An 11856-nucleotide genomic window follows, 5' to 3' on the forward strand; every position below is an offset into this window, starting at 1 on the left:
GCAATTCCTCAAGTACCAATCCGTCATTGCGAGGAGCGAAGCGACGAAGCAATCCATCGATCCGCATATGACGCGCGATGGATTGCTTCGCGGAGCCTGTCATCCGGCGGCGCCTTGCGCCGACCGGGTGGCTCGCAATGACTGCGTGAAGTTCACTGACTATATCGCGGGCTATCGTGCCGAATTCAATGATGTCGGACGTAATCGATTTCCGCGTCCCGGGATTACCCCTTCGCCTCGCGCTGATTGCCGAGCTGCGGCGATGCGCTCGGATGCACCGGCACGTGCCAGATGTCCTCGGCGTATTCGCGGATGGTTCGGTCGGAGGAGAACCACGCCATGCGCGCCACGTTGAGGATCGAGGCGCGGGTCCATGCCGGCGGCACCCGCCAGCGCGTGTCGATGCCGCGCTGCGCGTCGTAGTAGGAATCGAAATCGGCCGAGACCATGTAGTGGTCGAGATAGCGCAGCGCATGCCCGATCGAGGCGAAGCGCGCCGCATCGCCCGGCGAGAACTCGCCGCTCTCGATGGCGCGGATCGCGCGCTCGAGCCGCGGCGATTTGCGGATGATGTCGCTGGCATCGAGCCCCTGCTTGCGGCGGACCATGACGTCGCCGGCCTCGAGGCCGAAGATCGCGATGTTTTCCTCGCCGACATTGTCGCGGATCTCGATGTTGGCGCCGTCGAGCGTGCCGATGGTCAGCGCGCCGTTCAACGCGAGCTTCATGTTGCCGGTGCCCGAGGCCTCCATGCCGGCGGTCGATATCTGCTCGGAGAGATCGGCGGCGGGGATGATCACCTCGGCGAGGCTGACATTGTAGTCGGCGAGGAAGACGACCTTCAGCCTGCCGCCGAGCGAGGCGTCATTGTTGACGATTTCGGCGACGTCGCTGATCAGCTTGATGATCAGCTTGGCGTAGCGGTAGCTCGCCGCCGCCTTGCCCGCGAAGATTTTTACCCGCGGCACCCAGTTCGCACCCGGATCGTCCTTCATCGCGTGGTAGAGCGCGATGGTCTCCAGGATATTGAGCAGCTGCCGCTTGTATTCGTGGATGCGCTTGATCTGCACGTCGAACAGCGCCGACGGGTCGACCTGGATGCCGTTGCGCTCGCGGATCAGCCGCGCCAGCGCCAGCTTGTTGTGATGCTTGACGTCGCGGAAGCGCTTCTGGAATTCCAGATCGCTCGAGTGGGTCTCGAGCCGCTCGAGCAGCGAGAAGTCGTCGAGCACGGCCTCGCCGCAGGTCTCGCGCAGCAGCGCGGTCAGCCGCGGGTTGGCCAGCATCAGCCAGCGGCGGAAGGTGATGCCGTTGGTCTTGTTGGTGATGCGGGACGGATAGAGATGATGAAGGTCGTGGAACACGGTCTCCTTCATCAGGTCGGAATGCATCGCGGAGACGCCGTTGATGCGATGCGAGCCGACGAAGGCGAGCTGGCCCATCCGCACGCGGCGGCCGCTGCGCTCGTCGATCAGCGAGACCGAGGCGCGGTATTCGATGTCGCCGGGGAAACGCTCCTCGGCGAGCGCGAGATGGGCCACGTTGATGCGGTAGATGATCTCGAGATGCCGCGGCAGCAGCCGCTCGAACAATTCGACCGGCCAGGTCTCGAGCGCCTCCGGCAGCAGGGTGTGATTGGTGTAGGACAGGGTCGCGACCGTGATCTTCCAGGCTTCGTCCCAGCGGAAATTGTGCAGGTCGACCAGGATGCGCATCAGCTCGGTGACCGCAAGGCTCGGATGGGTATCGTTGAGCTGCACCGCCGCCTTCTGCGCGAGGTTGCGCAGGCCGCCGTCGGAGGCGAGATGCCGCTTCACGAGATCCTGCAACGAGGCCGAGACGAAGAAATATTCCTGGCGCAGCCGGAGTTCGCGGCCCGCCGCACTCTCGTCGTTCGGATAGAGGAATTTGCAGATGGCTTCGGCGCGCGCCTGTTCGGCGCTCGCCGAGACGTAGTCGCCGGTGTTGAAGACGTCGAGCTGGAGCGGGTCGGGGGCATGCGCCGACCACAGGCGAAGCGCGTTGACGTGCTGGCCGCGCCAGCCGACGATCGGCGTGTCGTAGGCCATCGCCTCGACGGTTTCCGCCGGATGCCAGGTGGCGCGGTCGCGGCCGCGCTCGTCGACATGCTCGACATGGCCGCCGAAGTGGACATTGTAGACCACCTCCGGCCGTTGGAATTCCCAGGGGTTGCCGAAGGCGAGCCACTCGTCGGGATATTCCTGCTGCCAGCCGTGGTTCATGATCTGGCGGAACAGGCCGAAATCGTAGCGGATGCCGTAGCCGGTCGCCGGGATCGCCAGCGTCGCCATGCTCTCCATGAAGCAGGCCGCGAGCCGCCCGAGACCGCCATTGCCGAGCGCCGCGTCCGGCTCGCATTTGCGCAGGTCCGAGAGATCGACGCCGAGGTCGCCGAGCGCGGCCTCGAACAGCGGCAACAATCCCATATTGTTCAGCGCATCGGTGAACAGGCGGCCGATCAGGAATTCGAGCGAGAGATAATAGACGCGCTTGGAGCCGGCGTCGTAGGTCTGCTTCTCGGCCGTCAGCCAGTGGTGCACGATGCGGTCGCGCAGCGCCAGCGTCGCCGCCTTGTACCAGTCACGCCTGGTCGCAACGGTGGCGTCCTTGCCGATCGCAAGCCGGAGCTTGGCGAGGATCGCGCCCTTGATCTCGGTCAGCGCCAGCTCGTCGATCGGCTGGTTCAATGCCGGGTAGTTTGTTTGTTCGTGCAATGCGCCAATCCCTGCCGTTCAGACTTCCGGATCATGATGCGATCATATTGTCCGGATCATGCCCCAAGTCGATGATACGCGCGTTGCATGGCAATCGAAACCGCCCGAAGCGTTGCCGCGCATCGCGCTGCCGATATTTTATGCAAGGACCGGGCCGATTTAGAGGCCTTCGGAACCGTCATTGCCGGTGCTACGATCGGCCGTGAAGCCGGGATTTTGCGGCAATCTGGCGGAGGATGCGTGATGAGACTCTTGATCGAGATCGCGGCAGCGGCATTGCTCATGGTGTGCATCACGGCGACCAGCGCAGCCTATGCGGCGGGCAAGCCGGGCCGCAGCGCCGACGGCCTGAGCTGCAGCTTCAGCGTGACGCAGGACGCATCGCCGGCCGCGCGCTGTGCCGCCATCAAGCGGCAATGCGGCGGCAAGTTCTACGCGAATGCCTGCGGCGACAAGCTGCTGTCCGCAACGAATTAGGTGGCTGCACAAATCGCCCTCACGCGCGATCGCGAACACCGGAGTGATACGGATTTCCAAGGCTTAACGAGTTCTTTACAAACACAGCTGTCGCGCATGGGGCGGGCACATTTTTCAGCTCCGACGCATTTCATTCCGAAGCAATTTTCACCGGGCCGCTGACCTAGTCAGCGGCCCGAATTGCTTTGCGGACAGGCATATGCGTGACAGAGCGATGGTGCCTCCTTCGTCGTCCTGGCGAAAGCCAGGACCCATTACCCCAATCGTCAAATGAGGCCCGACAGGTCGTTCCAATCCGGATTTTCCACTTCAATCAGCTTGATCTTCCAATCGCGCTTCCAGAACTTCAGCTGCTTCTCGCGGGCGATGGCTTCCTGCGGTGTGGCGAATTCCTCGAGGTGAACGAGACGGAAGATCTGGTACTTGTAGACGAACGTGGAGCCGCGGCCCGAACGATGCAGTTCGAGCCGCAGGCGAATGTCGTTGGTGACGCCGATGTAAAGCGTTCCGTGATGGCGGCTTGCCAGGATGTAGACGTAGTAGCAGCTTGCAGCGCTCATGGTTTGGCCCAAGCTCGTGAGACGGCGACCAGCCGGGGTAATGGGTCCTGGCTTTCGCCAGGACGACGTCTGTGGGCGACGCCTATTAACCCATCAGAACGAATTAAGAACACTTTAGCAAGTCTTTGATATATCATTGTGATTCGGCGCCTGCGCCGACACAATATCTATGGTCTCCCAGTCTCCGCGAGGACTACATGTCCACCATCGCCTTTGATCAATTCGCTCTGACCCGGATTGCCGATTTCGCGCGGTCGCTGTCGCGGCTGCACCAGGCCTCGCGGCGCCAGCCGATCGACGACGACCAGCTCGACCGCGAGTTCAATGCGGTCTGCATGTCGATCTGGGGCTACACCACGGATGATTTCAGCGACGAGCTGTTCTCGAACGAGGATCACGCCTGGCTCGACTCGCTCGATGAAGCGCATGCGCGGATCTTCGCGGGCGAGCAGGGTTACGACCTCGTCGACGATCACGGCATGCTGACGGACTGGTGGGGCTATTGCTGGATGATCCTCGCCGAGAAGCGCGGCCTGCTCAACCCGGAGAACCGCGCCGCGGCGCGGGCCGCGATCGAGGAGAAATACATGGCCGCGCCGAACGTGATCGGCGTGATCGTGGCGCGCTGAGTGGCGCAGCTCGAAGCCGTCAGTTCGCCTCGGCCCGCTTGGCGGGCTTGGCGGCATTGCCCTTCGGCGCAACAGACGATGGCGTCGCCGGCGCGGCGTCGCGGCTGGTTTCCGGCAGCGGCGCGTCGCTGGCGATCTCGGCGTTGACGGGCGCGACCTTCATTTCGCCGAGCCGCGCGCGAACCGCTGCGGTCAATCCGGGATATGAGGCGATCGGCGTGAAGTCGAACGATTGCTCGTTGCCGACACGGACGCCGGTATAGGCGACGAGGCCGTCGGTGGTTGCGATCACGTCGCCGGCCTTCAGCGAGGCATCGAGCGCGAGGTCGACCGGCGCGAGCCCGGCCGGGTCGCGGCCGTTGCAGGTGCAGTCGGCGCGCAGCGCCTTGCGATAGGCGAAGGCGTTCTCGCTGTCGGCGTAGCGCTCGCCCGTGGTCGATGCCGAGCTGTCGATATGGCTGCCGTAATAGACCTTGGTCGCGCTCGCCGGGCAGAACGCCTGGCAGAGCTGCGCCGGCGTCGCGTTGCCGCGCATCGTCAGCGGGAAATACTTGCCGTCGCAGCTGCGCACGCAATACGCCGGTCCGGAACCGGCCACGCGCGGCGCCGAGACCGGCGCAGACTGCTGCCGTTCCGGCTGCTGGTTGAGGCCGAACGGATCGGCGAAGAAATTGGCCTGCGGCGGGGCCTGCCGGCCCTGCTGCTTCTGGGAACCGCCGAAGAAGAAGTCGAACAGCCCTTCGGCTGAGACGGGAGCGGGCACGACCAGGATGGAACCCGCAAACGCAGCGGCGGCAAGCATCACGCAGCGCCGCATGCGCCGATCACTCAACTCTGTACGCAACGCCAACTCCACCCGACGCGCCTCGCCGCGGCGACAAGGTGCCCCGGCAGATTCACCTTAAGGCGGGATGGTAAACGAGCGATTGATTGTGCGGCTGCAGACTACTTCCACGTCGCGCCGCTGGCGGCAGGACTATCGCTTATGTGGTTTGAGGTGTAACCGCATCGGTACAGCGCTCCCTCTCCCGCTTGCGGGGGAGGGCTGGGGTGGGGGTCTCACCGCAATGGGACTCGTGGAAAGAGCCCCCACCCGGATCGCATCTGTCGATGCGATCCGGCCTCCCCCGCAAGCGGGAGAGGCGAAGCGAGTTCGCGGATCGACCCGGTATAGGTCCCTCGATAGGTGTAAGCGCGGAGAACGGGGGAGGGAGGGAAAGACCCTCAATCCTTCAAAAACTCGCCGGCCTTGTACAGCGCGCGGAACGGCAGCCCGGCTTCGGCAAACGTCTCGGTGGCACCTTCCTCGCGGTCGACCATGGTGAAGACCAGCGCGATCTCGCCGCCGGCCTCGCGCACGGCTTCCACTGCCTTCAGCGCCGAGCCGCCTGTCGTGGTGACGTCCTCGACGATCACGATGCGCTTGCCCGCCAGGCTCTCGCCCTTGGCGAGCCCTTCGACGGCAAGCCGCGCGCCGTGCTCCTTCGGCTTCTTGCGCACGAAGAAGGCGGCGATCGGATGACCCTTCAGCCATGACAGCTGCGCGATGGCGCCGGCGAGCGGCACCGCGCCCATCTCGAGCCCGCCGACGAAATCGAGCCGGTCGTCCTTCAGCGCCTCATAGGTGAGCTCGGCGAGCAGCGCTGCGCCTTCGGGATCGAGCATCGTCGGCTTCAGGTTGAAATAGAAATCGCTCTTGCGCCCCGACGCCAAGGTGATCTCTCCGCGGCCGAACGAGCGCTTGCGGATGATCTCGGCGAGGCGGGCGCGGGAGGCTGATTTGGACAAAGGCTTTTTCCCTTGGGGGTTCTTTGGAGGCTTTCAGGCGGCCGGCAATCTATCGGCGGTCTCCCGCACATTCCAGCGGGTCAATCCCGCCGTCAACAGTGCCCGCGCCGCCATTTCAGCGCAGCCGCGTGCGGAAAGCGCGGGTTGTGCGGCCGTTCCAATCCCCGTAAGCAGGCGCCAAAGACTCGCAAAACGCTCGGCCAAACATTTGTACGGGAAGCGGAAATGACCATCGAGCTGCACACCTGGAACACCCCCAATGGCCGCAAGATCTCGGTGGCGCTGGAGGAAATGGGGCTGCCCTACAAGGTGATCCCGGTGAATATCGGCAAGGGCGAGCAGATGGCGCCCGCCTTCCTGGCAATCAGCCCGAACAACAAGATCCCGGCGATCGTGGATCCCGACGGCCCCGGCGGCAAGCCGGTCAGCATCTTCGAGTCCGGCGCGATCCTGCTCTATCTCGGCGAGAAGACCGGCAAGTTCCTGCCGAAACCGCTCATCGAGCGGATCCCGGTCTATGAGTGGCTGATGTGGCAGATGGGCGGTTTCGGCCCGATGCCGGGCCAGGTGCACCATTTCATCGCGCTGGAGAACGAGCAGGACCGCGCCTATGGCCTGAAGCGCTACATGGCCGAGACTCGGCGGCTCTACGGCGTGCTGGACCGCCGGCTGGATGGCCGCGAATTCGTCGCGGGCGATCTGTCGGTGGCCGATTTCGCCATCCTCGGCTGGGCCTGGCGCCATCCGCGCCACAAGGTTGATCTGGCCGACTTTCCCAACGTCAAGCGCTGGTACGAGGCGTTGATGGCCCGCCCGGCGACGAAGCGCGGCATGGACGCGAAGCTGGATTGAGGGTTGCTGATTGTAGGATGGGTAGAGCGAAGCGAAACCCATCACTTCGAATCCGCGGCAGACATGATGGGTTTCGCTGCGCTCTACCCATCCTACGTGCTCGCGCTACGCCCTTCGCGCCTCGAGCGCCATCTTCATCGCAAGCCCCGCGAGCACCGTGCCCATCAGCCAGCGCTGCACCAGGAGCCAGGTCGGGCGGGTGCCGAGGAACACCGCGATCGAGCCGGCGGCGAGCGCGATCATCGCATTGACGCTGACGCTGATCACGATCTGGATCGAGCCGAGCGCGAGCGACTGCGTCAGCACGCTGCCGCCGGCGGGATCGATGAACTGCGGTAGCAGCGCGAGATAAAGCATCGCGATCTTCGGGTTCAGCAAATTGGTGAGAAAGCCCATCGCGAACAATTTGCGCGGGCCGTCGACCTTCAGCGCCTTGACCTGGAACGGCGAGCGGCCGCCGGGCCTCACGGCCTGCCATGCCAGCCAGAGCAGATAGGCGGCGCCGGCGAAACGCAGCGCGTCATAGGCGTAGGGAATCGCAAACAGCAGCGCGGTGATGCCGAACGCTGCACACAGCATGTAGAACACGAAGCCGAGCGCCACGCCACCGAGCGAGACGATGCCGGCCGCCGGACCCTGCGTGATCGAGCGCGAGATCAGGTACATCATGTTCGGCCCTGGTGTCAGCACCATGCCGAGGCAGACGAGCGCAAAGCCGAGCAACGCGGATGTGTGGGGCATGACGGGTCTCGCTTGGGGATGCACGCACTTCTAGCGTGTCATCCGCCGCGCGGCCATGCTGGAATTGCTCTCGGAGCAATCTAGCGGCTAGTGTCCCGAATCCGAAGTTCGTATCATTCGCCACACCTTCGGATCGAACTTCGGATTCGATAAGGACACTAGCAAACTTATGATTCTAGTGTGCTTTATGAATGCGAAGTTCGTGAAAGCGGCTGCCGCGAAATCGCACGAACTTCGCATTCAGCACACTAGCCGGTCGCGACCGCGAACCAGATAGCGATGCCGACAAGCGCGAGCGCGAATCCGCCGCGGATGATCCGGCGGTTGCTGGCGACGTCGATCATCGACTGCATCGAACCGGCCAGGGTGACGATCACAGCATGGATCAGCGTTGCGATCGCGACATAGATGAGGCTCAGCAAAAGCGTTTGCGACGTGACAGATCCGGCCTCCGGACGAACGAACTCGGGCAATATGGCAACATAGAAAACTGCGGCCTTGGGATTGAGCAGATTGGTGATCAGGCCGCGACGGAAGGCTGGCCGCGGCCGCTCGTTGAGGTCGACCGCTTCCGAGCCGCCATGGCCCGACCAGGCCTCCGACGCCAACCACAGCAGATAGAGCACGCCGCCCCAACGCAAGAGGCCATAGAGCAGCGGCGAATTGTCTATCACGGCTGCGAGGCCGAAGGACGCGATCACGCCGTAAGTCATCAGGCCAAGTGCGATGCCGGCGACTGCGGCGAACCCGGTCCGCATGCCGTTCGAGAGCGACAGTGCGGCGAGGTAGGTCATGTTGGGGCCGGGCGTGATCTCGATGACGAGAGCGGTCAGCGCGAAGGCAAGCAAGGGATGGAGGTCAGCCAACGACCTCCCTCCGACCCGGCGGGCTGCTGAAGCTTTCGACTTGGCTCAATGCGCCTCGTCCCAGTTGTTCGCGGCGCGGGCGTCGACCTGCAGCGGCAGCGACAGGATCACCGCCGGGAACGGCGCGTCCTGCATCACCTTCTGCACCACCGGCAGCGTCGCTGCGACCTCGTTGTCAGGCACCTCGAAGATCAATTCGTCATGCACCTGCAGCAGCATCTGTGCCGAGAGCTTCTTCTCGGCGAGCGCGTCCTCGACCCGGATCATGGCGCGGCGGATGATGTCGGCCGCGGTGCCCTGCAAGCGCGCGTTGATCGAGGCGCGTTCGTTGAAGGCGCGCACCGAGGCGTTGGACGCCTTGATGTCGGGGTAGTAGCACTTGCGCCCGAACAGCGTCGTCACATAGCCGTTGCGGCGGCAGAAGTCCTTGGTCTCGTCCATGTAGGCGCGGATGCCGGGGAAGCGCTCGAAATACTTCTTGATGTAGGCGGAAGCTTCCTCGCGCGCGATGCCAAGCTGGTTGGCAAGGCCGAACGCCGAGATGCCGTAGATGATGCCGAAGTTGATCGCCTTGGCGCGGCGCCGCACCTCGCTCGGCATGTCCTTGATCGGCACGCCGAACATTTCGGAGGCGGTCATGGCGTGAATGTCGAGCCCATCGCGGAACGCCTGGCGCAGCACCGGCACGTCGGCGATCTCGGCCAGCAGCCGCAGTTCGATCTGGGAGTAATCGGCCGACACCAGCTTGTGGCCGGGTGTTGCGATGAAGGCGCGGCGAATCTTGCGGCCGTCCTCGGTACGAACAGGGATGTTTTGCAAGTTCGGCTCGTTGGACGACAGCCGTCCTGTGGTCGTCGCGGCGAGAGCGTAGGTCGTGTGCACGCGGTGGGTCTGCGGGTTGACGTAGGTCGGCAGCGCGTCGGTGTAGGTCGATTTCAGCTTCGAGACTTGGCGCCACTCCAGGATCTTCTTCGGGAATTCGTGGCCCTGCTCGGCGAGATCGTCGAGCACCTGCGCGGTGGTCGACCAGGCGCCGGTCTTGGTTTTGGTGCCGCCGGGCAATCCCATCTTGCCGAAGATGATGTCGCCGATCTGCTTCGGACTGCCGACATTGACCGGCTCGCCGGCGATCTCCTGGATCTCGGCCTCGACCCGTGCCGCGGTCTGGGCGAAATCGCCCGACAGCCGCGACAGCACCTGGCGGTCGATCGAGATGCCGCGACGCTCCATCCGCGCCAGCACCGACACCAGCGGCCGCTCCAGCGTCTCGTAGACCGTCATCATCCGCTCGGCGACGAGGCGGGGCTTCAGCACCCGCCACAGCCGCAGGATCAGGTCGGCGCTTTCGGCCGCGTATTCGGTGGCCTTGTCGATCGTGACCTGATCGAAGGTCAACTTGCCCTTGCCGCTGCCGACGAGGCCGCCGTAGCTGACGACGGCATGGCCGAACCAGCGCTCGGCCAGCGCCTCCAGCGCATGCGAGCCGCGGCCGGCATCGAGCGCGTAGGACATCAGCTGGGCGTCATCGATGTTGCGCAGCGTGACGCCGTGCTGCGCCAAGGTCACTGCGGTGAACTTGACGTTGAAGCCGACCTTCTGGATGCCGGCGGACTCCAGCAGCGGCTTTAGCGCCTTCAACGCATCGGCAGTCTTGATCTGGCCGGGCGCGAGGCCCGCATCGAACAGCCCGGCGCCGCCACCAGCCTGCCGGTGGCTGAGCGGGATGTAGCAGGCATCGTTCGGCGCCACCGCCAGTGCCAGTCCCGACAACTCGGCCTGCATCGGGTCGATCGATTCCGACATCGCCTCGATTGCGATGTAGCCGCTGTCGTGCGCGCGCGCGACAAAGGCGTTGAGCTGATCGAGACTGCCGATCGCCTGGTAGGCCTTGCGATCGAAGCCGGTCTTGCGGATCGCTTCGCCGCGGGCCTCGGCCAAGATTGCCGGCGTGCCCTTCAGGCTGGAGTTCTTGTCGTCGCGTGCGCCGGTCGGTTTGGTGCGCTCCCTCGTTGGCGAACCCGCCGGCGCGGCGGCCGACGGAGTGTCTCCCGGCGCGGGCGTCACGTCCGACGGCGGCAAGGGTGAGAACACGCTGGCGCCGCTCTTGTTGCCGGGATCGGCATCGACATTGGCGGGGTCGATCTGCGCATAGTCGGCGACACGGCGGGTGAGGGTGGAAAACTCCATCGCCTTGAGGAAGGCGACCAGCCGGCGCGAGTCGGGCTCGTGCACCGCGAGGTCGTCGAGCGGCACCTCGAGATCGACCTTGTCGTCGAGCAGCACGAGCTGGCGCGAGATGCGCGCCTTCTCGGCGTTCTCGAGCAGCGCCTCGCGCCGCTTCGGCTGCTTGATCTCGCCGGCGCGGAACAGCAGCTGATCGAGGTCGCCATACTCGATGATCAACTGGGCTGCGGTCTTGATGCCGATGCCGGGCACACCAGGCACGTTGTCGGTGGAATCGCCGGCCAGCGCCTGCACCTCGACCACCTTCTCGGGCGGCACGCCGAATTTCTCGATCACCTCGTCGCGGCCGATGCGGCGATCCTTCATCGTGTCGTACATCACGACCTTGTCGTTGACGAGCTGCATCAGATCCTTGTCGGACGACACGATCGTCGTGGTCGCGCCGCGCTCGGTGGCGAGCCGCGCATAGGTCGCGATCAGGTCGTCGGCCTCGAAGCCGGCCTGCTCGAGGCAGGGCAGCTCGAAGGCGCGCACCGCCTCGCGGATCAGGGCGAATTGCGGGATCAGATCGTCGGGCGCCGGCGGCCGGTGCGCCTTGTAGTCGGGATAGAGCTTGTTGCGGAACGTGATCTCCGACTTGTCGAAGACGATCGCAAGATGGGTCGGCCGGTGGTCCTCCGGCATGTCGCGGAGCAGCTTCCACAGCATGTTGCAGAAGCCGAGCACGGCGTTGACCTGCAGCCCGTCGGACTTACGGTTCAGCGGCGGCAGCGCGTGATAGGCGCGGAAGATGTAGCCCGAACCATCGACCAGGAAGACGTGGTCCCCCTTGGCCGTGGGCTTGCTCGCAACCGGCTTGGCGGCGACGGGATTGGCTGAGGTCTTCGGGGCGGGCTTGGCGGGGTCTTTGGAGGCTGTTTTCGGCATGGCCGAAACTTAGGGATTTTTGCGCGGATTGACAGCCTTTGTGTCGTTGAATCCACCCGTGCCACACAACGATTTGTCGTCCTGGCGAAAGCCAGGA

Annotated in this window: 10 protein-coding genes; 3 read left to right on the forward strand and 7 right to left on the reverse strand. The window is 64.4% G+C overall.

The window, feature by feature from the left end:
- Positions 1–224: 224 nt before the first annotated feature.
- Positions 225–2735: a glycogen/starch/alpha-glucan phosphorylase gene (locus Q0030_RS15395; protein WP_298368427.1), complete on the reverse strand. Its 2511-nt coding sequence runs from the start codon at positions 2733–2735 to the stop codon at positions 225–227.
- Between the two features lie 243 nt (positions 2736–2978).
- Here Q0030_RS15395 and Q0030_RS15400 point away from each other — a divergent pair, with 243 nt between their 5' ends.
- Entirely contained in the window at positions 2979–3212 is a 234-nt protein-coding gene (locus Q0030_RS15400; RefSeq protein ID WP_298368430.1) for a hypothetical protein, read from the forward strand.
- A 266-nt stretch (positions 3213–3478) separates the two neighbouring features.
- On the opposite strand, the gene Q0030_RS15405 is transcribed toward Q0030_RS15400, so the two are convergent.
- Complete coding sequence (locus Q0030_RS15405) at positions 3479–3772, reverse strand: GIY-YIG nuclease family protein (protein WP_298368433.1); 294 nt, start codon at positions 3770–3772, stop codon at positions 3479–3481.
- A 197-nt stretch (positions 3773–3969) separates the two neighbouring features.
- Here Q0030_RS15405 and Q0030_RS15410 point away from each other — a divergent pair, with 197 nt between their 5' ends.
- On the forward strand, positions 3970–4401 hold the full coding sequence (locus Q0030_RS15410) for a hypothetical protein (RefSeq protein ID WP_212317066.1): 432 nt from the start codon (positions 3970–3972) through the stop codon (positions 4399–4401).
- A 19-nt stretch (positions 4402–4420) separates the two neighbouring features.
- Here Q0030_RS15410 and Q0030_RS15415 read toward each other — a convergent pair whose 3' ends face one another.
- Together Q0030_RS15415 and pyrE are read right to left on the reverse strand one after the other, a co-directional pair.
- A complete protein-coding gene (locus Q0030_RS15415) occupies positions 4421–5218 on the reverse strand; it encodes a DUF2865 domain-containing protein (protein ID WP_298368805.1) in 798 nt (265 codons plus the stop codon).
- Positions 5219–5625: 407 nt separating this feature from the next.
- Positions 5626–6189 (reverse strand): orotate phosphoribosyltransferase, encoded by a 564-nt coding sequence (gene pyrE / locus Q0030_RS15420; protein WP_092122894.1) that lies wholly within the window; start codon positions 6187–6189, stop codon positions 5626–5628.
- A gap of 225 nt (positions 6190–6414) precedes the next feature.
- Between pyrE and Q0030_RS15425 the strand changes: the two genes are divergently transcribed.
- Positions 6415–7041 carry a glutathione S-transferase N-terminal domain-containing protein gene (locus Q0030_RS15425; protein ID WP_298368444.1) on the forward strand — a complete coding sequence of 209 codons (627 nt, stop codon included), beginning with the start codon at positions 6415–6417 and terminating at the stop codon, positions 7039–7041.
- A gap of 105 nt (positions 7042–7146) precedes the next feature.
- On the opposite strand, the gene Q0030_RS15430 is transcribed toward Q0030_RS15425, so the two are convergent.
- The 3 genes from Q0030_RS15430 to polA all read right to left on the reverse strand — a co-directional run bounded on the left by Q0030_RS15430 (position 7147) and on the right by polA (position 11759).
- A complete protein-coding gene (locus tag Q0030_RS15430; protein ID WP_279710040.1) occupies positions 7147–7782 on the reverse strand; it encodes a LysE family translocator in 636 nt (211 codons plus the stop codon).
- Positions 7783–8030: 248 nt separating this feature from the next.
- The gene (locus tag Q0030_RS15435; protein ID WP_298368453.1) at positions 8031–8648 is read right to left on the reverse strand and encodes a LysE family translocator; all 618 of its coding nucleotides are present in this window, start codon (positions 8646–8648) and stop codon (positions 8031–8033) included.
- Between the two features lie 45 nt (positions 8649–8693).
- The gene (gene polA, locus Q0030_RS15440) at positions 8694–11759 is read right to left on the reverse strand and encodes a DNA polymerase I (protein WP_298368456.1); all 3066 of its coding nucleotides are present in this window, start codon (positions 11757–11759) and stop codon (positions 8694–8696) included.
- Between the last annotated feature and the right edge of the window lie 97 nt (positions 11760–11856).

The organism is uncultured Bradyrhizobium sp. (assembly GCF_947648125.1).
Lineage (GTDB): Bacteria > Pseudomonadota > Alphaproteobacteria > Rhizobiales > Xanthobacteraceae > Bradyrhizobium.